21 protein-coding genes and 1 tRNA gene are annotated in these 22,944 nt (G+C 72.1%); 15 read left to right on the top strand and 7 right to left on the bottom strand.

The annotated features are described in order from the left end of the window. The first annotated feature begins 18 nt into the window (after positions 1–18). The 4 genes from ABT114_RS08125 (at position 19) to ABT114_RS08110 (ending at position 2,779) form a co-directional block, all read left to right on the top strand. Positions 19–1,260: a helix-turn-helix domain-containing protein gene (locus ABT114_RS08125; RefSeq protein WP_351139850.1), complete on the top strand. Its 1,242-nt coding sequence runs from the start codon at positions 19–21 to the stop codon at positions 1,258–1,260. 129 nt (positions 1,261–1,389) lie between these two features. Continuing rightward, positions 1,390–1,998, top strand: a complete 609-nt coding sequence (orn, locus tag ABT114_RS08120; protein ID WP_351139849.1) for an oligoribonuclease — start codon at positions 1,390–1,392, stop codon at positions 1,996–1,998. Positions 1,999–2,108: 110 nt separating this feature from the next. Then, positions 2,109–2,181: transfer RNA gene (locus ABT114_RS08115), tRNA-His, on the top strand. A 70-nt stretch (positions 2,182–2,251) separates the two neighbouring features. Further along, positions 2,252–2,779 (top strand): GNAT family N-acetyltransferase, encoded by a 528-nt coding sequence (locus ABT114_RS08110; protein WP_351139847.1) that lies wholly within the window; start codon positions 2,252–2,254, stop codon positions 2,777–2,779. A 120-nt stretch (positions 2,780–2,899) separates the two neighbouring features. Here ABT114_RS08110 and ABT114_RS08105 read toward each other — a convergent pair whose 3' ends face one another. Further along, positions 2,900–3,955 carry a LacI family DNA-binding transcriptional regulator gene (locus ABT114_RS08105; RefSeq protein WP_351139845.1) on the bottom strand — a complete coding sequence of 352 codons (1,056 nt, stop codon included), beginning with the start codon at positions 3,953–3,955 and terminating at the stop codon, positions 2,900–2,902. Positions 3,956–4,309: 354 nt separating this feature from the next. Here ABT114_RS08105 and ABT114_RS08100 point away from each other — a divergent pair, with 354 nt between their 5' ends. From ABT114_RS08100 to ABT114_RS08085, 4 genes are all read left to right on the top strand, one after another. Then, entirely contained in the window at positions 4,310–5,635 is a 1,326-nt protein-coding gene (locus tag ABT114_RS08100) for an ABC transporter substrate-binding protein (protein WP_351139843.1), read from the top strand. Continuing rightward, positions 5,632–6,663 carry a carbohydrate ABC transporter permease gene (locus tag ABT114_RS08095; protein WP_351139841.1) on the top strand — a complete coding sequence of 344 codons (1,032 nt, stop codon included), beginning with the start codon at positions 5,632–5,634 and terminating at the stop codon, positions 6,661–6,663. The genes ABT114_RS08100 and ABT114_RS08095 overlap by 4 nt, the downstream gene beginning before the upstream one ends. Next, positions 6,660–7,577 carry a carbohydrate ABC transporter permease gene (locus ABT114_RS08090; RefSeq protein WP_502988004.1) on the top strand — a complete coding sequence of 306 codons (918 nt, stop codon included), beginning with the start codon at positions 6,660–6,662 and terminating at the stop codon, positions 7,575–7,577. The genes ABT114_RS08095 and ABT114_RS08090 overlap by 4 nt, the downstream gene beginning before the upstream one ends. Before the next feature lie 98 nt (positions 7,578–7,675). Beyond that, entirely contained in the window at positions 7,676–9,103 is a 1,428-nt protein-coding gene (locus tag ABT114_RS08085; protein ID WP_351139839.1) for a GH1 family beta-glucosidase, read from the top strand. Positions 9,104–9,196: 93 nt separating this feature from the next. On the opposite strand, the gene ABT114_RS08080 is transcribed toward ABT114_RS08085, so the two are convergent. The 3 genes from ABT114_RS08080 to ABT114_RS08070 all read right to left on the bottom strand — a co-directional run bounded on the left by ABT114_RS08080 (position 9,197) and on the right by ABT114_RS08070 (position 12,971). Then, complete coding sequence (locus ABT114_RS08080) at positions 9,197–10,675, bottom strand: glycoside hydrolase family 18 protein (protein WP_351139837.1); 1,479 nt, start codon at positions 10,673–10,675, stop codon at positions 9,197–9,199. Between the two features lie 206 nt (positions 10,676–10,881). Continuing rightward, positions 10,882–12,258 carry a HAMP domain-containing sensor histidine kinase gene (locus ABT114_RS08075; RefSeq protein ID WP_351139835.1) on the bottom strand — a complete coding sequence of 459 codons (1,377 nt, stop codon included), beginning with the start codon at positions 12,256–12,258 and terminating at the stop codon, positions 10,882–10,884. Next, complete coding sequence (locus ABT114_RS08070; protein WP_351139833.1) at positions 12,255–12,971, bottom strand: response regulator transcription factor; 717 nt, start codon at positions 12,969–12,971, stop codon at positions 12,255–12,257. The genes ABT114_RS08075 and ABT114_RS08070 overlap by 4 nt, the downstream gene beginning before the upstream one ends. Positions 12,972–13,070: 99 nt before the next feature. Here ABT114_RS08070 and ABT114_RS08065 point away from each other — a divergent pair, with 99 nt between their 5' ends. Beyond that, the gene (locus ABT114_RS08065) at positions 13,071–13,601 is read left to right on the top strand and encodes a hypothetical protein (protein ID WP_351139831.1); all 531 of its coding nucleotides are present in this window, start codon (positions 13,071–13,073) and stop codon (positions 13,599–13,601) included. Between the two features lie 163 nt (positions 13,602–13,764). Here the strand turns inward: ABT114_RS08065 and ABT114_RS08060 are convergent, their stop codons facing one another. Continuing rightward, positions 13,765–14,634, bottom strand: a complete 870-nt coding sequence (locus ABT114_RS08060; RefSeq protein ID WP_351139829.1) for a spermidine synthase — start codon at positions 14,632–14,634, stop codon at positions 13,765–13,767. Positions 14,635–14,670: 36 nt separating this feature from the next. Next, positions 14,671–15,123, bottom strand: a complete 453-nt coding sequence (locus ABT114_RS08055; RefSeq protein WP_351139827.1) for a hypothetical protein — start codon at positions 15,121–15,123, stop codon at positions 14,671–14,673. Between the two features lie 241 nt (positions 15,124–15,364). Between ABT114_RS08055 and ABT114_RS08050 the strand changes: the two genes are divergently transcribed. Further along, the gene (locus ABT114_RS08050; RefSeq protein WP_351139825.1) at positions 15,365–16,843 is read left to right on the top strand and encodes an NsdA family TPR-like regulatory protein; all 1,479 of its coding nucleotides are present in this window, start codon (positions 15,365–15,367) and stop codon (positions 16,841–16,843) included. A gap of 100 nt (positions 16,844–16,943) precedes the next feature. Here ABT114_RS08050 and ABT114_RS08045 read toward each other — a convergent pair whose 3' ends face one another. Continuing rightward, positions 16,944–17,543, bottom strand: a complete 600-nt coding sequence (locus ABT114_RS08045; protein WP_351139823.1) for a histidine phosphatase family protein — start codon at positions 17,541–17,543, stop codon at positions 16,944–16,946. 193 nt (positions 17,544–17,736) lie between these two features. Here ABT114_RS08045 and ABT114_RS08040 point away from each other — a divergent pair, with 193 nt between their 5' ends. From ABT114_RS08040 to ABT114_RS08020, 5 genes are read left to right on the top strand one after another with little or no spacing between them, the layout of a single operon-like run. Beyond that, entirely contained in the window at positions 17,737–18,714 is a 978-nt protein-coding gene (locus ABT114_RS08040; protein ID WP_351139820.1) for a phosphatase PAP2 family protein, read from the top strand. After that, positions 18,665–19,795, top strand: coding sequence for a hypothetical protein (locus ABT114_RS08035; RefSeq protein WP_351140527.1), 1,131 nt, complete (start codon positions 18,665–18,667; stop codon positions 19,793–19,795). The genes ABT114_RS08040 and ABT114_RS08035 overlap by 50 nt, the downstream gene beginning before the upstream one ends. Beyond that, the gene (locus ABT114_RS08030; RefSeq protein ID WP_351139818.1) at positions 19,786–21,417 is read left to right on the top strand and encodes a hypothetical protein; all 1,632 of its coding nucleotides are present in this window, start codon (positions 19,786–19,788) and stop codon (positions 21,415–21,417) included. The genes ABT114_RS08035 and ABT114_RS08030 overlap by 10 nt, the downstream gene beginning before the upstream one ends. Continuing rightward, positions 21,414–22,754 carry an AAA domain-containing protein gene (locus tag ABT114_RS08025; protein ID WP_351139816.1) on the top strand — a complete coding sequence of 447 codons (1,341 nt, stop codon included), beginning with the start codon at positions 21,414–21,416 and terminating at the stop codon, positions 22,752–22,754. The genes ABT114_RS08030 and ABT114_RS08025 overlap by 4 nt, the downstream gene beginning before the upstream one ends. Next, entirely contained in the window at positions 22,751–22,921 is a 171-nt protein-coding gene (locus tag ABT114_RS08020; RefSeq protein ID WP_351139814.1) for a hypothetical protein, read from the top strand. Before ABT114_RS08025 ends, ABT114_RS08020 begins: the two co-directional genes overlap by 4 nt. Positions 22,922–22,944: the final 23 nt, after the last annotated feature.

Below are 22,944 nucleotides of genomic sequence, written 5' to 3'. Positions count from 1 at the left end.
CGAGGGGGGCTTAGCAGTATGAGCCACGACTCCGCTGCCGCGCCGGAAGCCGCGGCCCGGAAGCTTTCCGGGCGACGCCGCAAGGAGATCGTTGCGGTGCTGCTGTTCAGCGGCGGCCCCATCTTCGAGAGTTCCATACCGCTGTCGGTGTTCGGGATCGACCGCCAGGACGCCGGCGTGCCGCGCTACCGACTGCTGGTGTGCGCCGGCGAGGAAGGCCCGCTGCGGACCACAGGGGGCCTGGAACTCACCGCGCCACATGGCCTGGAGGCGATCTCGCGGGCAGGCACGGTCGTCGTGCCCGCCTGGCGTTCGATCACCTCGCCGCCGCCGGAGGATGCGCTCGACGCACTGCGCCGGGCGCACGAGGAAGGCGCCCGCATAGTCGGGCTGTGCACCGGCGCCTTCGTGCTGGCGGCCGCGGGCCTGCTGGACGGCCGCCCGGCGACCACGCACTGGATGTACGCGCCGACGCTGGCCAAGCGCTATCCGTCGGTGCACGTCGATCCACGCGAGCTGTTCGTGGACGACGGAGACGTCCTGACATCGGCGGGCACGGCGGCCGGAATTGATCTGTGTCTGCACATCGTGCGGACGGACCACGGCAACGAGGCGGCCGGTGCGCTGGCCCGCCGACTGGTGGTCCCGCCGCGCCGGAGCGGCGGTCAGGAGCGCTACCTCGATCGGTCTTTACCAGAGGAGATCGGCGCCGACCCGCTCGCCGAGGTCGTCGCCTGGGCGCTGGAGCACCTCCACGAGCAGTTCGACGTGGAGACCCTCGCCGCGCGCGCGTACATGAGCCGGCGCACCTTCGACCGCCGTTTCCGTTCGCTCACCGGAAGCGCTCCCCTGCAGTGGCTGATCACTCAGCGCGTGCTGCAGGCGCAGCGCCTGCTGGAGACGTCGGACTACTCGGTGGACGAGGTCGCGGGCCGCTGCGGCTTCCGCTCGCCGGTGGCGCTGCGCGGGCACTTCCGCCGCCAGCTGGGCTCGTCGCCGGCCGCGTACCGGGCCGCGTACCGGGCGCGCCGCCCGCAGAGCGAGAAGCCGGTGGAGAGCGAAGGCCCGACGGCACCGATCCAGGCGGGTCCGCCGCCCGGGCTGCATCCGGAGGGCGGCCCGGTCCCGCTCCAGACCCGCCGCGCACCCGCGGCGCTGGCCGCGTCGGCGTCCGGCTCCGGGGCCGGGTCCGGGGACAACGGCCGGGACTCGTACGTGCCGAGCCGGGCGAGCCTGCCCGGGCAGCGGAGCGCTACGTGACGGAATGAGCGGTGTGGGGCGGCTGGGGCCGGATTTTCCGGTCGCCGGCCGCCCCTTTCCCGTGCCCCGGTTCACAAGGTCATCGCACGATCGGTTCAGCCCGCGGCGGCGCGCCGTAAGGTTAGACATATGAACGATCGCATGGTGTGGATCGACTGCGAGATGACCGGCCTCTCGCTGTCCGACGACGCTCTCATCGAGGTGGCCGCCCTCGTCACCGACTCCGAGCTCAACGTGCTCGGCGAAGGTGTGGACATCGTCATCCGTCCGCCGGACTCCGCGCTGGAGACGATGCCGGAGGTGGTGCGCCAGATGCACACCGCGTCCGGCCTGCTCGACGAGCTGGCCGGCGGCACGACGCTGGCGGACGCCGAGGCGCAGGTCCTGGCGTATGTGCGCGAGCACGTCAAGGAACCCGGCAAGGCCCCACTGTGCGGCAACTCGGTCGGCACCGACCGCGGCTTCCTCCTGCGCGACATGCCGACGCTGGAGGACTACCTCCACTACCGGATCGTGGACGTCAGCTCGGTGAAGGAGCTGGCCCGGCGCTGGTACCCGCGGGCCTACTTCAACAGCCCCGAGAAGAACGGCAACCATCGCGCCCTCGCCGACATCCGCGAGTCCATCGCCGAGCTGCGCTACTACCGCGAGGCCATCTTCGTCCCTCAGCCCGGCCCCGACTCGGACACCGCGAGGACGATCGCGGCGAAGCACGTCCTGCCTGCTCAGCAGGCGTAAGAGGGTCCCGTGAAGGGGCGCCGTAAAAGCCGTGCGCGAGCACCCCTTCGGACCCTGTACACTTTTTCTCGGCCGGTCGGGGAAACCGAAAAGTCAACCGACGGTCCATGGTGGGTGTAGCTCAGCTGGTAGAGCACCTGGTTGTGGTCCAGGATGCCGCGGGTTCGAGTCCCGTCACTCACCCTGATCAGTCAGCCGGTGACCTCCTCACGGAGGTCACCGGCTGACGCGTTTTCGGGAGACTCGAACCGCCGTGCGCACTGAGCCCATCAGCACCGAGCCCATCAGCACCGCCCGCCTCGAACTCCTCCCCCTGCGCGTCGGCCACGCCCGGGAGATGGCCGACGTCCTGTCCGATCCGGCCCTGCACGCCTTCATCGGCGGCTCGCCCCACACGCCCGAGGCCCTGCGGGCCCGCTACGAACGTCTCGTCGCCGGCTCCCCCGACCCGTCCGTCACCTGGTGCAACTGGGTACTGCGACAGCGCCGGGACCCGTGTCTCGTCGGCACCGTCCAGGCCACGGTCACCGGGCAACACGTCGCGGAGATCGCCTGGGTCGTCGGCACACCCTGGCAGGGCCGCGGGTACGCCTCCGAGGCCGCGCGGGGACTCGTCGCGTGGCTGCGAGAGCGGTCCGTCCCCACGATCGTCGCCCACATCCACCCCGCCCACCGGGCCTCCGCCGCCGTCGCAGCGGCGGCCGGGCTCGCCCCGACGGACGAACAGCAGGACGGCGAGATCCGGTGGCGCTCAAGACATCCGAGCTCGCCCGGCCCCTGACGTCACCGCCCACCACACGTCCGTGAACTCCGCTGCGGCCGGGAAGCGTTCGGCGGGACCGGGGCGCACGGCCCGGACCGAGCACGCACGCAGGTACGGCTCAACCGCGGGGTACGGCCGTCACGAGGACGCCCGGGCCACCAGTTCCGTCGCCAGGACCACCTGGCGACGCTCCAGGCCGCGGGAGGCCGGCGGTCGGCGGTCGGCGATCTCGTTGAGGAGCAGGTCGATCATGGCGCGGCCCATCTCCTGGATGGGCTGGCGGACGCTGGTGAGAGGCGGATCCATGTGACGGGCGATGGCCGAGTCGTCGTAGCCGACGAGTGCCACGTCGTCCGGGATGCGGCGGCCAGCCTCGCGCAGCGCCTGGCGGGCGCCCGCCGCCGTCACGTCCGAGCCCGCGAAGACCGCGTCCACGTCGGGGCGGCGGGAGAGGAGAGCCGCCATCGCGCGGCGGCCGCCCTCCTCGCTGAAGTCGCCCGCCTCGATGAGGCCCTCGTCCGGGGCGTGGCCCGCGTCGCGCAGGGCGTCGCGGTAGCCGTCGATACGCCGCTGGGCGCCGTACACGTCGAGGCGGCCGGTGATGTGGGCCACCTGGCCGCGGCCCCGGGACAGCAGGTGCTCCACGGCCGAGCGGGCGCCGCCGTAGTTGTCGGAGTCGACCGACGTCAGCGTCTCGGCCGCCGAGCGCGGGCCGCTGATCACCGCCGGGATCTCCAGCTGGGCGAGGAGGTCGGGCAGCGGGTCGTCGGCGTGGACCGAGACCAGGAGGACGCCGTCCACGCGGTGCGCCGCCAGGTACTCCGCCAGGCGGCGGCGCTCCCGGTCGTTGCCCGCGAAGATCAGCAGCAGCTGCATCTCCGTCTCCGACAGTTCGGCCCCGACGCCACGCAGCATGTCCGAGAAGTACGGCTCTGCGAAGAAACGGGTCTCCGGCTCGGGGACGACCAGGGCGATCGCGTCCGTGCGGTTGGCGGCGAGGGCACGGGCCGCGGTGTTGGGGACGTAGCCGAGTTCCGCGACCGCTGCCTCGACGGCGGCGCGGGTCGCGTCGCTGACCCGGGGCGAGCCGTTGATCACCCGGGAGACCGTGCCGCGGCCGACACCGGCGCGCGCGGCGACCTCTTCGAGGGTCGGCCGGCCGCCGCTCCGGCTCCGCGCTCCCTGGCTTGCCATTGGCTCCGCCTCCCGTAAAACCCCGCGTTGGCCTGGAATCTAACAGTCCTGCCCGAGACGAACAGTCCCGCCCGAGGTGACGGTCGCGTCCCGGGACCACGGCCTCCCCGCCCACCGGATGGGAACCTCAGAGTCCAGTTAACAGCCTGATAACTGAACGCATCTCTCCGCGTCGACTCCCTTGACACCCCCGCACAGACCGACGACTCTTCAACACATCACTTGTGGGAGCGCTCCCACAGTACCTGACACATACACAACCCGCACGTTCCCCGCCCGAGCCGCAGCGAGAACAACGGGCGCCACCAATGCAGTTGGCCGGGGGGTCGGCACGTCAGGCAACAGGAGGACGCAATGCGCACGAGTACCCGACGGTCCCACCGGCTGATGGCCCTCGCGGCCGTCGCCGCGCTGACGACGGGGTTGCTGGCCGGCTGCTCCAAGGACTCGGACGACAACTCGTCGAACTCGAACGACGGCGGTGGCGGCAAGGGCAAGACCACGCTGACCATAGGCACCTTCGGCGTCTTCGGCTACAAGCAGGCCGGCCTCTACGACGAGTACATGAAGCTGCACCCGGACATCTCCATCAAGGAGAACGTCACCACCAAGACCGAGGTGTACTGGCCCAAGACCCTGACCCGTCTGCAGGCCGGTTCCGGCACCGACGACATCCAGGCGATCGAGGTCGGCAACGTCACGGAGGCCGTGCAGACGCAGGCCGACAAGTTCGTCGACCTCGGCAAGGAGGTCGACAAGTCCCAGTGGCTGGACTGGAAGAACGCCCAGGCCACCACCCAGGACGGCAAGCTGATCGGGCTCGGCACCGACATCGGCCCGATGGCGATCTGCTACCGCAAGGACCTGTTCAAGAAGGCCGGTATCGAGACGGACCGCACCAAGCTCGCCGCGCAGTGGAAGGGCGACTGGTCCAAGTTCGTCGACCTCGGCAAGGACTACATGAAGAAGGCGCCGAGCGGCACCAAGTTCGTGGACTCCGCCTCCTCGGTCTACAACGCGGCCCTCGGCGGCGAGAGCGAGCGCTACTACGACAAGGACGGCAACGTCATCTGGGACAAGTCCACGGGCGTGAAGAACGCGTGGAACGCCGCGATGGAGGTGGCGACCAGCAACATGTCGGCGAAGCTGAAGCAGTTCGAGGACCCGTGGAACAAGGCCCTCTCCAACGCCAGCTTCGCCACGGTGGCCTGCCCCGCGTGGATGATCGGCTACATCGAGCAGAAGTCCGGTGACTCGGGCAAGGGCAACTGGGACGTGGCGGCGGCGCCGACCGCGGCCAACTGGGGCGGCTCGTTCATCGGCGTGCCGACGGCGGGCAAGCACCAGAAGGAGGCCATCGCGCTCGCGAAGTGGCTGACCGCCCCCGAGCAGCAGGCGAAGGTCTTCGCCAAGCAGGCGAGCTTCCCGTCGACCCCGTCGGCGTACGCGAGCCTGAAGCCGCTGGCCGACACCACGGCGTACTTCTCGGACGCGCCGATCGCGCAGATCTTCTCCGACTCGGCGAAGACCATCCCGAGCCAGATCTTCGGCACGAAGGACCAGCCGATCGGCACCGCGATCACCGACGTCGGCATCCTCCAGGTCGAGCAGAAGGGCAAGACCCCCGACCAGGGCTGGAACGCGGCAAAGAACGAGATCAAGGACGTGCTCGGCCAGTGACAGGCTCCAAGCAGGCTCTCACGCACTCCGCGTCGAGCGCCGACGCCGCGCCCGGTGACCAGCCGGGCGCGGCGCGCCGCGCTCACGGTCGCGGTACACCACCGCCCTCGGGCCCCGGCTCCTTGCGCAGCCGGCTGTACCGCTGGGACATGAAGGCGTCGCCGTACGCGTTCATCGCCCCGTTCTTCATCTTCTTCGGCGCCTTCGGGCTCGTCCCGCTGCTGTACACGGCCTGGTACTCGCTGCACAACGTGCAGCTGTCCGGCCTCGACCACCAGACCTGGGCCGGCCTGGACAACTACAAGAACCTGCTGTCCTCGGAGTTCTTCTGGAACGCCCTGGAGAACACCTTCACCATCGGTCTGATCTCGACCGTGCCGCAGCTGATCATGGCGATCGGGATCGCGCACCTGCTCAACTACAAGCTGCGCGGCTCGACCGTGTGGCGGGTCGTGATGCTCACCCCGTACGCCACCTCGGTGGCGGCGGCGACCCTGGTGTTCGTGCTGCTGTACTCCTGGGACGGCGGCATGATCAACTGGCTGCTGCACTTCGTCGGCATCGACCCGGTCAACTGGCGTGAGTCCGACTGGGGTTCGCAGTTCGCCGTCTCCTCCATCGTGATCTGGCGGTGGACCGGCTACAACGCGCTGATCTATCTGGCGGCGATGCAGGCGATCCCCGCCGATCTGTACGAGTCGGCGGCCCTGGACGGCGCGGGCCGCTGGCAGCAGTTCCGCCATGTGACGATCCCGATGCTCCGGCCGACGATCCTGTTCACGGTGGTCGTCTCCACCATCGGTGCGACGCAGCTGTTCGGTGAGCCGCTCCTGTTCGGCGGGCTCGGCGGGTCCAAGGGCGGCTCCGAACACCAGTACCAGACGCTCGGTCTGTACATGTACGACCAGGGCTGGACCATCGGCAACCTCGGCAAGGCGTCCGCAATCGCCTGGACGATGTTCCTGATCCTGCTGATCGTCGCCGCGGTCAACCTGTTGATCACCCGACGGCTGAGGAAATCCCAATGACCACAAGTGAACTGACGCTCCCTCAGGCGGAAGGGAACGCGACGGGGAAGGGCGGCCGGGGCGACACCGGGCGCCGCCGGATGCTCGGCGCGGGCAAGCATCTGCACGCGGGTCCGCTCACCTATGTCGTCCTGTCCGTCTTCGCCTTCGTCTCGCTGGCGCCGCTGGTGTGGACGGTGATCGCGGCCTCGCGCACCGACCAGCGGCTCGCCCAGACGCCACCGCCGCTGTGGTTCGGCGGGAACCTGTTCAAGAACCTCCAGGCCGCGTGGGAACAGGGCGGCCTCGGCACCGCGATGGTCAACAGCACGATCGTCGCCGGAACCATCACCGTCGGTACGGTGCTGTTCTCCACGCTCGCCGGATTCGCCTTCGCCAAGCTGCGGTTCAAGTTCTCCAGCACCCTGCTGCTGCTGACCATCGGCACGATGATGATCCCGCCGCAGCTGGCGGTCGTACCGCTGTATCTGTGGATGAGCGACCTGGGCTGGTCCAACCACCTGCAGACGGTCATCCTGCCCACACTGGTCAGCGCCTTCGGCACGTTCTTCATGCGGCAGTACCTGGTGCAGGCGCTGCCCACCGAGCTGATCGAGGCGGCGCGCGTCGACGGCGCGAACAGCCTGCGCGTGGTGTGGCACGTGGTCTTCCCGGCGGCGCGGCCGGCGATGGCGGTGCTCGGACTGCTGACCTTCGTGATGGCCTGGAACGACTTCCTGTGGCCGATCATCGCGCTCAACCAGCAGAACCCGACCGTGCAGGTCGCCCTCAACGCGCTCGGCACCGGCTACGTACCCGACCAGGCGGTGATCATGGCGGGCGCGCTGCTCGGCACGCTGCCCCTACTCATCGCCTTCCTCCTGTTCGGCAAGCAGATCGTGGGCGGGATCATGAACGGCGCGATCAAGGGCTGATCCCGTCGCCCGGGGGCCGGGTCACCGCCGCCTCGGCCCCTTCTTCCCGCCCTTCCCCCCACCCGTCGGCTTACACGACCTCCTATGGGAGCGCTTCCATGCCTGAATCCATTACCCCTGTGACCTTTCCTTCCGCCTTCCTCTGGGGCGCTGCGACCTCCGCGTACCAGATCGAGGGGGCGGTGCGGGAGGACGGCCGCACCCCCTCCATCTGGGACACCTTCAGCCATACGCCGGGCAAAACGGCCGGCGGCGAGCACGGTGACATCGCTGTCGACCACTACCACCGCTTCCACGAGGACGTGGCGCTCATGGCCGACCTCGGCCTGAACGCCTACCGCTTCTCGATCTCCTGGTCGCGGGTGCAGCCGACGGGCCGGGGCCCGGCGGTCCAGGTCGGCCTGGACTTCTACCGCCGCCTGGTGGACGACCTCCTGGCCCACGGCATCAAGCCGGCCGTCACCCTCTACCACTGGGATCTGCCGCAGGAGCTGGAGGACGCGGGCGGCTGGCCGGAGCGCGACACGGCGCTGCGCTTCGCCGAGTACGCGCAGATCGTCGGCGAGGCACTCGGCGACCGCGTGGAGCAGTGGATCACGCTCAACGAGCCGTGGTGCAGCGCGTTCCTCGGCTACGGCTCCGGCGTGCACGCCCCCGGCCGCACGGACCCGGAGGCCTCCCTGCGCGCCGCGCACCACCTGAACCTGGCACACGGCCTGGGCACGACGGCGCTCCGCTCGGTGATGCCGGCCCGCAACTCGGTCGCGATCAGCCTCAACTCCTCGGTGGTCAGGCCCCTTACGCAGGACCCGGCGGACCTGGCCGCGGTCCGCCGCATCGACGACCTCGCCAACGGCGTCTTCCACGGCCCGATCCTGCACGGCGCGTACCCGGAGAGCCTGTTCGCGGCGACGTCATCGGTCACGGACTGGTCGTACGTCCTCGACGGCGACGTACGGACGATCAACCAGCCCCTGGACGCGCTGGGCCTCAACTACTACACCCCCACACTGGTGTCGGCGGCGCAGCCGTCGCGGCAGGGCGCGCGGGCGGACGGTCACGGGGCCAGCGAGCACTCCCCCTGGCCGGCCGCCGAGGACGTCGACTTCCACCAGACCCCGGGCGAGCGCACCGAGATGGGCTGGACGATCGACCCGACGGGCCTGCACGACCTGATCATGCGCTACACGCGGGAGGCCCCGGGCCTGCCCCTGTACGTGACGGAGAACGGCGCCGCCTACGACGACAAGCCCGACTCCGACGGCCGCGTCCACGACCCCGAGCGGATCGCGTATCTGCACGGCCACCTCTCGGCGGTCCGCCGCGCCATCGCCGACGGCGCCGACGTACGCGGCTACTACCTGTGGTCCCTGATGGACAACTTCGAGTGGGCGTACGGCTACGAAAAGCGCTTCGGCGCGGTGTACGTGGACTACGCGACGCTGGCCCGTACGCCGAAGTCGAGCGCGCTGTGGTACGGGAAGGCGGCTCGGACGGGGGCACTGCCGGGCGTGGAGAGCGTCTAGTCACCGGGGGCGGGGTGGGGCGCGGCACGGCGAGGGGGCGTGCCGCGCCCCGCTTCCTGGGGGCTCCGCTCAGTTGTACGCGCCGAACGCCTTTCAGTTGTACGTGCCGAACGCCTTCGAGAACGCGAACTCGTCCTGGGCGATCGAGCTGCAGGTGGCGTCCGCGTAGTTCTTCGCGCCGCCCGCGCACTGCTTGTCGCGGGTGGCGGACCACATGGAGAGCCAGCCGAGGCCCTTGGACTTGGCGAAGTCGACCAGCTGGGTGGCGTCGTCGACCTTGAAGATCTCGGACGCGACGTCGTTGACGCCGAGCATCGGGGTGACGGCGACCGTCTTCCAGGCCGCGCTGTCGGAGAGGCCGAGGACGCTCTTGACCTGGGCCTGGGTGGCGGTGGCGGCCTGCTCGGCGTAGGTGCCCATGTCGCCGCTGTACGAGGCGCCGTAGTCCATCGCCATGATGTTGACGGTGGAGATCGTGACGCCGTTCTGCTTGGTGTTGGACAGCAGGTTCACGCCGTCCTGGGTGAGGCCCTCCGGCATGACCGGGAGGGTGAAGGAGACGTCCAGGTTCGGGTGCTGCTGCTGGAGCTTGGCTATCGCCTGCGCGCGGCGGGTGTTCGCCGCGGTGTCGGGCAGCGCGCCGCCCTCGACGTCGAAGTCGACCTTGGTGAGGTTGTAGGCGTCCACGGCCTTGCCGTACGCCGTCGCCAGCGCGTCCGCCGAGGAGCAGGTGGTGGCCAGTTCGGAGCCGGAGGCGCCGCCGAAGGAGACGCGGACGTCGCCGCCCTTGGCGCGGAGCGCGCCGATCTGCGCGGCCACCGCGTCACTCGCCAGGTCGGTCACGCCGCCCCACTTCGGGGTGCAGCCGCCGCCGTCGGTGACGAAGGCGAGGTTGTAGTTCTTCACGCCGGTCGCGGTGGCGCTCGCGAGCAGGTCGAAGGCCGGGTAGAGGGACGTGTCGACGTACGGGGCGAAGCCGGCCGTTGTCGTCGTGCCCGTGCCTGTGCTCTGTGACGGGGACGCTGTCGGTGTCGATGTCGATGTCGATGTGGCCGTCGGGGCGGGGGTCGCCGACTGGGTGGCGGTCGCCGTGGGGGTGGGGGTCGCCGACTCCGTCGGGCGGCCGCTCGGTTCCGGTGTCGCGCCGTCGTCCGCGGAGCACTTCGCGTCGTCGATGAGACAACCCGTCGGGTCGCCGGTGCCGTTGACGACGAAGCCGACGGTGACCGACTCGCCGGCGGACAGTCCGTCCGTGTCCCACTTCGGCGGCTTCACCGTGACGTGCTGCCCGCTGACGCTCGACTCGCCGTTCCACAGGGAGCTGAGCTTCGTGCCCGAGGGAAGGTCGAACTCCAGGGTCCAGTCCTTCTCCGCCTGCCCGCTGTTGTTGGTGACGACGTACTGCGCGGTGTAACCCGTCGACCAGTCGCTGGTCCTGGTGTAGGCCGCGCCGACGCCGGCCGCCTGCGCGGTGCCGGTGAGGACGATCGCGCCGCCGCCGACCACGGCCGCGGCGACCAGTCCGCCGATCGCCTTGTTCCTGCCACTGACCCTGCGCCGGTGCGTGCTCATCACGTGCCTGCCTTCGCTGCTCACGGGGGTTTCCCAGACCGAGGAGACCTGGGACGCGGCAGCACGCTAGCGATCCGGAATCGGGCAAACCGCTTCATCCGGACGGCCGTTGAGGATCTTAGGGTGCGCTTAAGGAAGGGATCGGGGACGGTTAAAGGTAGAGACCAATTTCGCTTCGAGCGGGGGTCGAGCGGAGGGCCCGGCGGTCAGTGAACCCCCGCGCCCCGCCTCCGCCGCCGTACGGACCCGCGATGCCCCCTGCGCACCGGCTCGCGCCCGTCCAGCTGGATCCAGATCCGCACCTCCGTGCCGCCGAGCACCGACGAGCCGATCCGTACGTCGCCGCCCGTCGACTCCGCGAGCCGCCGCACGATGTCCAGGCCGAGCCCGGTCGAGCCGTCGCTCCCCGAGCCGCGCCCGCGCGCCATCGCCGCCTCGGGGTCCCGGATCCCCGGCCCCGCGTCCGACACCAGCACGATCACCGCGTCCTCGCCGTTGTGCACGTCGACCGCGAAGGCCGTGCCCTCGGGTGTGTGCCGGAAGACGTTGCCGAGCAGGGCGTCGAGTGCGGCCGCCAGGTCCGCGCGGGCCACGGGTATGCGCACCGGCCGGTCGACGCCGGCCACCCGCACCTTGCGGCCCTCGTCCTCCGCGAGCGCCGACCAGAAGGCCATCCGCTCGCGCACCACCTCACCCGCGTCGCACCCGGCACCCGGCCCGGCCGCCGCGGTCTGCGGCTTGGCCTCGCGGGCGGTCCGGATGATGGTGTCGACCTCGCGCTCCAACTGCGCGACCGCGGTCCGGGTCTGCTCGGCGGCCGGCCCGTCCCCGAGCGAGGCGGCGTTGAGCCGCAGCACGGTCAGGGGCGTACGCAGCCGGTGGGACAGGTCGGCGGCCAGCTCCCGCTCGTTGGCGAGCAGTTGTACGACCTGGTCGGCCATGGAGTTGAACGCGACCGCCGCCAGCCGCAGTTCGGTCGGCCCCTCCTCCGGCACCCGTGCGCCCAGCTTGCCCTCCCCCAGTTCGTGCGCGCTCTCGACGAGCCGCTGCGCGGGCTGCACCATCCGTACGCCCAGCCGGTCGGCGACCGCGACCGAGCCGACGACCAGCGCGACGCCGACCGCGGCGAGCACCGCCCAGGCCGTGCCGACACCGTTGCTGACCTCGGACTCGGGGACGTACACCTCGACGACGGCCATCGCGCCGGAGCTCAGCGCGACCGGCTGGAGCAGGGTGGAGCCGCCGGGCACCTCTGCGGTGGAGGCGCGGCCCAGCTTCCGTACGGTCGTGATGTCCCCGTCCGCGGCGCGCTGCCGCCCCAGGTCGACGGCCCTCTGACCGTCGACCTCGGGTATGTGCACGGCCATCCCGGCGTCGGAGCCCGCGGAGGCGACGACGCGCTCCAGCTGGTCGCGGTCGGTGGTGATGGACAGCGCCGGGACGATCGCCGCGGCCTCCCGCTCCGCGTTGGAGAAGGCACGGTCGCGGGCCATCTCCTTGATGACCAGGCCGAGCGGCACCGCGAAGGCGACCACGACCATCGTGGTGACCGCCAGACACACCCTGACCAGCGCCCACCTCATCGCACCGGCTCCGCGGCCGCGGTCTCCCCGGGCGGCTCCAGCTTCACGCCGACGCCCCGCAGGGTGTGCAGATAGCGCGGCCGCGCCGCCGTCTCGCCCAATTTCCGCCGCAGCCAGGAGAGATGGACGTCGATGGTCTGGTCGTCGCCGTACGACTGCTGCCAGACCTCGGCGAGCAGTTCCCTGCGCGGTACGACGACACCGGGCCGCCCGGCCAGGAAGGCGAGCAGGTCGAACTCACGGCGGGTCAGGTCGAGCCGCACACCGTCCAGTTCGGCCTGGCGGCGCAGCGGGTCCACGGTCAGGCCGCCGACGCGGATGACGGTGGACGGCGGGGCGTCCGCGGTGGCGGCACGGGACCGTCGGAGGACCGCGGCCATCCGGGCGGACAGGTGCTCGACCGAGAACGGCTTGGTGAGGTAGTCGTCCGCCCCCGCGTTCAACAGCCGGACTATCTCCGTCTCGTCGTCGCGAGCGGTGGCGATGATCACGGGGACGTCGGTGATGCCCCGCAGCATCTTCAGGGCCTCGGACCCGTCGAGGTCGGGCAGGCCGAGGTCCAGGATGACGACGTCGAAGCGGAAATGGGCGACCTCGCGCAGCGCCTCCAGCGCGGTGCCGACGCTGCGCACGGTATATGCGGCGTCGGTCAGATGCCGGATGAGCGCCGAACGTACGAACTGGTCGTCCTCGACGACGAGCACACTTGCCATGCGCCGCACCGTACGCCATGCACGCCACACCGGTCCGGCCCCTGTGGATAACTCCGAGCGTGTGCGGCCGGTGGGGCGCGTGAGGCAGTATGGCCCGCGATGCGCAGAGGACTCGTACACGTACTGGCCTGGTCGCTCGCCACGAGCGCGGCGGTCACGCTGTCGTGGTGGGGCGTCCACACGGTGATGACGGGGACGGCCTACGACCCGCCCCGCGCCCTGCCCATCACGGCGGCCGACGCGACCACGCAGGAGTCGAGGCCGCTGGCCTCGTCGACCCACCGGCCGGCCCCTTCGAAGACCCCGTCGGCCGAGCCGACCCGGACGCCGTCCCCCTCGAAGTCCCCCTCGAAGTCCCCCTCAAAGACGGCGAACAGCCCCAGCCCTCCCCCTTCCCCCACCTCCTCGGGCCAGATCAAGAGTTACGACACCGACGGCGGCCGCGCGGTCTTCGACATCGGCAAGACCTCCGCGACCCTCGTGTCGGCGACCCCCGGCTCTGGCTGGGCGATGCAGGTGTGGAAGACGGACACCTGGATCCGGGTGGAGTTCACCTCGGGCGTGGACCGGGTGTCGGTGTTCTGCACGTGGCACGACGGGCCGCCGCGGGTGGAGGTCGGTACGTACTGAGGCGACCTCGAGGTCAAATGCGCGGCCGCCGCCATCATCGCGAAGTCCGGTGCGGTGTCGCGCCGCAAGGGGCGCGGGGCTGTGTCGACATGCGGCCCCGCCGCGTGGGCGCGACCAGCCCCCACCGGCCCGCAGGACCGTCACCGCGCTTCCAGCGGAGCGCTCAGCGGAACACCGAGGGCGGCGGAGCGGGTGACGCGACCGCCGCCGCGTCCGTCACCGGTGCGGCCCCTCCGGTGAAGTCGGTGAGCGCCCTGCCGTGCTCGACCCGGCCGGGGTGCGGGTCCGAGGCCGCCCGTCGGGTCAGTTCGGCGACCGGCAGCGGGAGATCGGAGGCGACGAGCACCGCGTTGCCGAAGCGCTTGCCGCGCAGCACCGTCGGGTCGGCGACCAGGGCGAGTTCCGGGAAGCGGGCGGCGGCGGTGGCGATCTGGCCGCGCAGATGGGCGAGCGGCGGGCCGTCGGCGAGGTTGGCGGCGTAGACCCCGCCGGGCTTGAGGGCCCTGCGTACCTCGTCGAGGAACTCGGTCGAGGTCAGGTGGGCCGGCGTACGGGCCCCGCTGAACACATCGGCGATGACGAGGTCGGCCCAGCCGTCCGGCACCTTGGCGAGCCCTTCCCGGGCGTCCGTCGACCGCACCCGTATCCGCGCGTTCGGCTCCAACGGCAGCTCTCGGCGGACCAGTTGCACGAGAGCCGCGTCCCGCTCGACGACCTGCTGGGTGGAGCGGGGGCGGGTGGCGGCCACGTACCGGGCGAGGGTGAGGGCGCCGCCGCCTAGGTGCACGGCGTGGACGGGCTTGGCGGGCGGGGCGGCGAGGTCGATGACGTGACCGAGGCGGCGCTGGTACTCGAAGGAGAGATACGAGGCGTCGTCGAGGTCCACGTGCGACTGCGGGGCGCCGTCGATCAGCAGCGTCCAGGCCCGCGCCCGGTCCCGGTCGGGTATCAGCTCGGCGAGCCCGCCGTCGACGGCCTCGACGACGGCGGCATCGGCGTCCGGCCGGCGCCGGGGGTTCCTGGACTTTCCCATGGGGCCATTCTCGCAAGCCCCACACCCTCGCGCCGCTCAGCGGCGGCTGTCCGCCGCCTCGATGAGCCGGGCCGCCTCGCCCAGCGCCCGCCGCAGCACCGCCGGGTCCGTCGCGAGGTCCGCCTCGCCCGGCGGGAGCAGCCAGTCCGAGCCCTCGACCGGCGGCTGGGGGTTGAGGCTCAGCCCTCGCCCGTTGGTCTCCGTGCAGGTGCTCCCGGGGACGTCCCACGCGGCCGCGGTGCCCGACGGCACGAGGAAGCCGAGCGTGTCGCACCCGTCGTCGTGCAGTACGGGCCCCACCGCGTCCCCGGCCCCGCGGCGCAGGATGTCGACCGCCTCCAGTCCCTGCCGCGCCGGCACCGTGACGAGGTCGCACGCCGCCCCCTCGATCGGCGGCGCGCTGCACTCCGGGGTCGGCGGGTGCCCCACCGTCGTCAGCGGCGTACAAGGATCGATGCTCTGGCTGGTCTCCATGCCGGCCTCCACCACGGAACCCCTCTTGCAGTCCGCAAGGTTCAACGCGTCGCGGCGTCAAGGGCTACGGCGGAAGTCCGCCGCAAAGGATGGCAGTTCATGGCAGATCGTGGATGACATATCCGGTTTGTGGCTAAACCCTGCGTGGCGGACCGACCACAGCAGGTACGTTCTTGCCCGCCGGAAACAGGGTGTCACACGGACAACTCACCCTGAACCCGGCATGGTTCGACGGTTCGCATGAGAGGACCCGGCCATGGCGTCGTCAACGGTGACCTCGTCCCAGCCCAACCGGCCAGCACGGCCCAATCTCGCCTTCCGGCGGGTACGGGGACAGCGCTCGCCGGCTGAGTTCGCCGCGCTCGTTCGGCGAGCCGCTCGCGAGATCGGCGAGCGGGTCAGCTGCGACGCGCGCTACATCGGCCGGGTGGAGGCGGGCGAGATCCGCTGCCCCAACTACGCGTACGAACGGGTGTTCCTGCACATGTTCCCCGGCCGCACGCTCACCGACCTCGGCTTCGCGTCGCGCTCGTCCGTACGCGGACGAGGGGCGCGCATGGACGAGGAAGCGCCCCTCGCTGACACCACGAGCCCGGCGCACACCACGAGTGGTGCGCACGGGGTCAGTGAGACACACGGGGTGTACGAGCCGTATGAAACGCAAGACAGGCAGGACCCGCAGAACCCGTACGACATGCACCACGACCACGAGGAGAGCGACGTGCTGCGTCGCGCATTCATGACCGGCGGGGGCGCCACCGTGGCCGCCGCCTCGCTGGCCCCCCTGGGGCTCCCCCACGACGCCCTGACGGCGGGCCGCCCGTCCCTGCGCGCCGGGACGCGCGAAGCGAGCGCCCTGGAAGAGGCCGTCCGCCGCATCCGGCTGCTCGACGACCGGCACGGCGCCGACGGCCTCTACCGGCGCGCGGCGGCCCCGTTGCGCACCGCGTACGCGTTGCTGGACGCCGGCGCGACCCGGCAGGCGACCGCCGACCGGCTCCACTTGGGCGCCGGTGAACTCGCCATCTCCGTGGGCTGGCTGGCCCACGACTCGGGCCGGTACGACGACGCCCGCTCGCACTACGCGGAGGCGCTGGCCACCGCCCGGATGACCGGCGACCCGGCGCTCGAGGCGCACGCCTTCTGCAACACGGCGTTCCTCGCCCGCGACTCGGGCCGCCCCCGAGAGGCGGTGAGGGCGGCCCAAGCAGCGCAGCGCGTAGCGCGCCCCCTGGGCTCCGCCCGCCTGATGTCGCTGCTCGCGCTGCGCGAGGCGGGCGGCTGGGCAGGCCTCGCCGACCGCACCGGCTGCGAACAGGCCCTGGTCCGGGCCCAGGCCCTCTACGGCCGGGGCCCCTGCGACGCCGACCCCGAGTGGATGAGCTTCTACGGAGAGGCCGAACTGGAGGGCCTGGAGGCGCAGTGCTGGTCCACGCTGGGCGACTGGCAGCGAGCGGCACGGCACGCCGGGCGTGCGGCCCACCTCCAGGACCCGCACTTCACCCGGAACATCGCCCTCTACACCGCCGAACTCGCGGACGACCTCGCACGCGGCGGCCGCCCCGACGAGGCGGCGACGGCGGGGATGCGGGTCCTGGACCTGCTGGACGAGGTCCAGTCGTCCCGGATCCAGACGATGCTGGCGGGGACGGCCCGGGTACTGCTGCCGCACCGGCGGGCGTCGGGGGTGTCGACGTTCCTGGAGAGGCACGCGAGCTTGCCACGGATGACGTGAGGGGACGGACGTAGACGTACGTCCCTAGCTGCGGGCAGTCGTTGCGGCCGGGGCGCTGCCCACCCGAGCGGCGGCCTCCGGCCACGGCGCCGGGCAGGTGTCAGGCAGCGGCCAGGTGCCCCAAGTCGTTCCAGCTCTCGATCGCCGGCTCCCCGTAAGCCCACCCCAGTACCGACAACGACGTCGGATTCAGCCGTATTCGCGCCGCGAACCCGATCGGCAGCCCCAGCCACCGCGCCCCGATCGACCGCAGGATGTGCCCGTGCGCGAAGACCAGCACGTCCCGGTCCTCCGCCCGCGCCCATGCGACGACCTCGTCGGCCCGCGCGGTCACCGCGTCGAGGCTCTCGCCCTCCGGCACACCGTCGCGCCAGATCAGCCAGCCCGGCCGCACGGCCTGGATCTCAGCCGGGGTCATGCCCTCGTACGCTCCGTAGTCCCATTCCATGAGCGTGTCCCAGTTCCGCGCACGGTCGCCGAAGCCGGCGAGTTCGCACGTCTCACGCGCGCGTACCAGGGGGCTGGTGCGCACCTCGACACCGGGAAGCCCGTCGAACGGCGCCCGGTGCAGCCGCTCACCCAGCAGCTTGGCGCCGCGCCGGCCCTCTTCGAGGAGGGGCACGTCGGTCCTGCCGGTGTGCTTGCCGGACAGCGACCACTCCGTCTGTCCGTGCCGGGCCAGCAGGATGCGCGGTGCCATGGGGAACCTTTCCGGGAGAAATCCTCGAGTGGAACTCCTCCATCATCGCTCACCCTCAGCAGGGGCAACCCGGGGGGCGATCTCTGCGTCTTTGAGGGCCGGGGGCGCCCGGAACGGGTGCGCACATACGCCGTAAAGTGTCACGGCCGCGCCACCAGGCGTAGCGGGGACCAAGAAGGGGGAGGGCGATCGGATGCCGCAGACCGAGGCACCGCGCATCGAGGCGGCCCCACGGACCCGGCTGCGCTGGTGGACCGAGCTGCCGCTGATCGTGCTGGTGTACGCCTGCTACTCCGCGGGCCGGCTCCTCGCGCGGGGCGACGTCTTCAGCGCCGTCGACCACGGCGTGACGATCCTGCGCGTCGAGAAGTTCCTGCACATCAACGCCGAGCACCCCCTCAACCGGCTGTTCACCAGCGAGGCGTGGCTCGGGGTGCCGGCGGACTTCTGGTACGCGTCGCTGCACTACCTGGTCACGCCCGCGCTCCTGGTCTGGCTGTTCCGGTCCCGCGCCGTGCACTACCGCGCGGCCCGCACCTGGCTGATGACCTCCACCTTCATCGGCCTGATCGGCTTCACCCTGCTGCCCACCTGCCCGCCCCGCCTGCTGTCGGCGGGCCACGGCTTCGTGGACACGATGGCCCAGTACAGCTCGTACGGCTGGTGGGGCGGCGAGGCGAGCGCGCCGCGCGGCCTCGGCGGCATGACGAACCAGTACGCGGCGATGCCGAGCCTGCACGTGGGCTGGGCGCTGTGGTGCGGGGTGATGCTGTGGCGGTACGGCCGCACGCCGGCGGCGAAGGTGGCCGGGGTCGTCTATCCGCTGTTCACCACGATCGTGGTGATGGGCACCGCCAACCACTACTTGCTCGACGCGGTCGCGGGCGCGGCCGTGATGGGCCTGGGACTGCTGCTGACACCGCTGGTGATGCGGTGCGCGGCCCGGGTCCGGGCGTGGTTCGAGGCGCGGTTCGGGGGGCGGTTCGGGGTGCGTGTCCCGTCCGGCTCGGCGGCCTCGAGCGGCGCAGGTTCCCCGATTGTCAGTGCCGGATGCCAGACTTCCGCGGGTGAGCGAATTCCACGCCAGCGCGATGCGCGGTTCGGGCCCGGAGCCGAGCCGGGTGCCTCCCCCACGGACGCCGGGGAGGGCACTCCGACAGCGGCTCGCTGAGCTGCGCGGCCCGGACGTACCGGCCAAGGCCCTGGACGCGCGCGCCCTCGCGGCGCTCGCCGCCAACCCCGGTTGCAAGCGGCGCGCGATCCTCGACGGCGCCGGAGTGAACAAGGCTGCGCTGGCGGGCGCGCTGGGCTCACCGTCCGTCTTCGGGCAGTCGCAGTTCGCCTTCACGCGCGGCAACGCGTTCGAGGCGCGGGTCAAGGCGGACGGCGGTGCGGAGCTGCTGCGGCTGGTGCACGAGAGGCTGGACCGGGCGGCCGAGCCGCCGGAGCGGGCCCAGGTCCCCGACCTGACCGCCGTCGGCCCCGAGGGCCGCACGGCGCGTACGGCGCTGGCGCTGCGCGAGGCCACCGAGGCGCCCGGCACCTGGACGCTGCTCGACCACCCGATGCTGGCGCTCGACGTCGCGGGCTCCCCGGCCTTCCTCGAGCCGGACGCGGTGGTCGTGCACCCGGACGGCAGCTGGACGGTCGTGGAGATCAAGTCCTTCCCGATGCTGGACGGTTCGGCGGACCCGGCGAAGGTCGGCGCGGCCGCGCGGCAGGCCGCGGTGTACGTGCTGGCACTGGAGGCGGTGGCCGCCCGCCTGGACCCGGCCCCGCGCGTGCGCCACCGCGTCCTGCTGGTGTGTCCCAAGGACTTCTCCAACCTGCCCACCGCCTCGGCCGTCGACGTGCGCAAGCAGCGCGCGGTCACCAGCCGCCAACTGGCCCGGCTCACCCGCATCCAGGACATCGCCGACGCCCTCCCCGAGGGCACCTGCTTCTCCCCCGAGCTGCCCGCCGCCGAGCTCTCGGCCGCCGTCGAGTCGGTCCCGGCGGCGTACGCCCCGGAGTGCCTGGCCGCCTGCGAGCTGGCGTTCCACTGCCGCGACCGCTCCCGCGCGGAAGGCGCGGTGACCTCGCTGGGGCGCTCGTTGCGGGCCGATCTGGGCGGCCTGGCGACCGTCGACGACGTGCTGGCGGCGGCCCGCGGGGAGGCCGGGGACCCGGCGGATCCGGCGGTCGCGGCGCTGCGCAGGGCGGCCCGGCTGCGAGCCGAGGCTCTCGGTCAGGAGGCGGCTCCTTGTCGCTGATCTCCACCCTCGCCCGGCTGGAAGCGGTCGCCACCGGCCGCGCCCAGCCCACCGCCACCGTCCGGCACCGGCATCTGTCCGAGCGGCCACTGGTCCTCGTGCCGCTCGTCACCGCCGGCGAGGCCGGCGCCCCGCTCGGCGCGCTGGTCGGCACCGACCGGGACGCGCCGCGTCTGCTCGTCGTACCGCAGCCGCGCGACCGCGACCTGCGGTTCGCGTTCCTGGCCGAACTCGCCGACATCGTCCTGCCGTACATCGACGCGTACGCCGATGTCGTCGAGGCCGCTGAGCGCAACGAAACCGACCCGGAGACCGGGAAGCGGGTCAAGGTCGAGGTCGAGCTGTGCGCCGACGCGCCCCAGCTGATCGTGCCGAGCCGCGCGGGCATCGACTTCGTACGGCTGCTGGGGCGCTCCATGCGCTTCCGCCGCACCGCCGAGCAGGACCCGGAGACCCCGCATCCGGCGCCGCCCCGGGTGCCGCTGCTCGGACGGTGGCTGACCCACTTCGGGGAGCGGGCCCGGGTGCCCGGTTCCGCGCTGCTGCTGGCCCTGACCGAGGTACTGGGCCGGCACTGGGCGACCGGCCAGTCCAGTCTGGAGGACCAGCACCTGGGCGCGCTGCTCGCCTGGATCGCCCCTCCCCCAGTCTCGGCTTCGCTCGACCGGGGGGACCCCCACTCGGGCCTCTCCGGCGCCGAGGCCGCGCTGCGCGCCGAGCTCGCGCGGGACGCCGACGGGCAGTTGCTGTGCCCGCCCGCGGGTCCGGCGACCGACCCGGCGTTCGACAACAAGCTGCTCGCGCCCGCGATCGAGCGCTACGACCGCGCGCGTACCGCCCTCGCCGCCGCCGAGGACGGGCTGGAGGCGGACGACCGGCTCGGTGAGCTCACCGCCGCCGAGCGGAAGATCCGCGCCCTGGTCGAGAGCCGCACCCTGCCCACCTGGGAGAAGGTGTGGGACGGCCTGGAGCTGCTGCGGACGCTGCCCGAGGGCGCGCATGTCGAGGAGCGGTGGACGCGCGACCGCTGGTCGTTCACCGGCCACCGCGACCGGGTCCTGGCCGGCGAGCCCCCGCAGCCGCGCCGCGACGACGCGGTCACCGCGGCCAACAAGCTGGCCGCACGCGAGCGTGAACAGGCCCGGCTGGAGGCCCAGGAGGCCCTGGACGACCCGCTGGTGATGGCAGGCCGGCGGCTGGCCGGAGAGGCGTTCGCGGGTGAGGTGACCGACGTCGTCATGGCGTACAGCGAGGGCAAGCGGCCCAGCCCGCGCCCGCTGGTCACCGTCCGCACCGACGACCGCCCGCACCTGGGCGAGCGGGCCAAGGTCTACCGCTCGCTGGGCGGGAAGCCACAGGCGGCGGAGTTCGTCGGGCACGAGGCCGATGGTGTGGTCGTCCTGCGGGTGGTCGACAAGATGGGCCGCGGCAAGGAGCCCGAGGCCGGATCCGTGCCCGAGAAGGGCGACCTGATCTGCTTCACCCTCTTCGAGCACGAGCAGCGCGGCGGCGCGAAGCTGCCCGACCCGGAGAACACGCCGTGGACGCACGGCGGACCGCCCGGCGAGACGGCCACCGTGCCGGAGGCCGCCGACCCCGTCACCGAGGAGGACGTGCTGTGATCACCGAGGCCGCCTTCGACCCCGGTGCCGCGGCCGCGCGGGCCACCGACGCGATCCTGCGCGACACCGTGCACGGCACGCACCGCGGGGTCGTCGTCGACTCCCCGCCCGGCGCCGGCAAGTCCACGCTCGTCGTGCGCGCCGCGCTCGAACTCGCCGAGGCCGGGCGCCCGTTGATGGTCGTCGCGCAGACCAACGCCCAGGTCGACGACCTCGTCGTCCGCCTCGCCGAGAAGAACCCCGAGCTGCCGGTCGGCCGGCTGCACAGCAGCGACGCCGACCCGTACGACAAGGCGCTGGACGACCTGCCGAGTGTCCGCAAGTCGGCGAAGGCGGCGGATCTCACCGGCCTCCCGGTGGTCATCTCCACCGCCGCCAAGTGGGCACACGTCAAGGTCGACGAGCCGTGGCGGCACGCGATCGTCGACGAGGCCTACCAGATGCGCTCGGACGCGCTGCTCGCCGTGGCCGGCCTGTTCGAGCGGGCGTTGTTCGTGGGCGACCCCGGCCAGCTGGACCCTTTCGCCCTCGTGGGCAGCGAGCAGTGGGCGGGCCTGTCGTACGACCCCTCCGCCTCCGCCGTGACGACCCTGCTGGCCCACAACCCCGAGCTGCCGCAGCACCGTCTGCCGGTTTCCTGGCGGCTCCCGGCCTCGGCGGCACCCCTGGTCTCCGACGCCTTCTACCCGTACACCCCCTTCCGCAGCGGCACGGACCACGGCGACCGCCGTCTCACCTTCGCCGTCCCCGCGGACGGCTCGGGCCCGGACCGGGTGATCGACGAGGCCGCGCTCTCGGGCTGGGGCCTGCTGGAACTGCCCGCACGACACACACCCCGCACGGACCCGGAGGCGGTACGCGCGGTGGCGACGGTCGTACGGCGCCTCCTGGACCGCGGCGGCGCGGCGACGTCGGAGCGCTCACCCGACCCCGCTCCCCTCACCGCCGAGCGCATCGCCGTCGGCACGGCACACCGGGACCAGGCGGCGGCGGTCCGGGCGGCGCTGGCCGAGCTGGGCGTCACAGAGGTCACCGTGGACACGGCGAACCGGCTCCAGGGCAGGGAATTCGACGTGACGGTGGTCCTCCACCCCCTCTCCGGCCGCCCCGACGCCACCGCCTTCCACCTCGAGACAGGCCGCCTGTGCGTCCTGGCCTCCCGCCACCGCCACGCGTGCATCGTGGTGTGCCGAGCGGGAGTGAGCGACCTCCTGGACGACTACCCGTCGACGGAGCCGGTCCAGCTGGGGACGGTCGTGAAGTTCCCGGATGGCTGGGAGGCGAACCACGCGGTGCTGGCGCGCCTGGGGGAACACCGCGTGACCTGGCGGCCATGAACAACATCCCGAACCCACCAGCGGGCACCGACCACCGCGCCGCCCTCCGCCGGACGGAGTCCGGCCCGCCGCCGGAGGCGGCCAATGAACACAGCCCGGATGGCTGGGAGGCGAACCACGCGGTGCTGGCGCGCCTGGGGGAACACCGCGTGACCTGGCGGCCATGAACAACACCCCGAACCCACCAGCG

Source organism: Streptomyces sp. NPDC002088 (genome assembly GCF_040296605.1).
GTDB lineage: Bacteria > Actinomycetota > Actinomycetes > Streptomycetales > Streptomycetaceae > Streptomyces.
The sequence above is the reverse complement of the archived record's forward strand: the minus strand, read 5'-3'. Positions and strand labels throughout refer to the sequence as shown.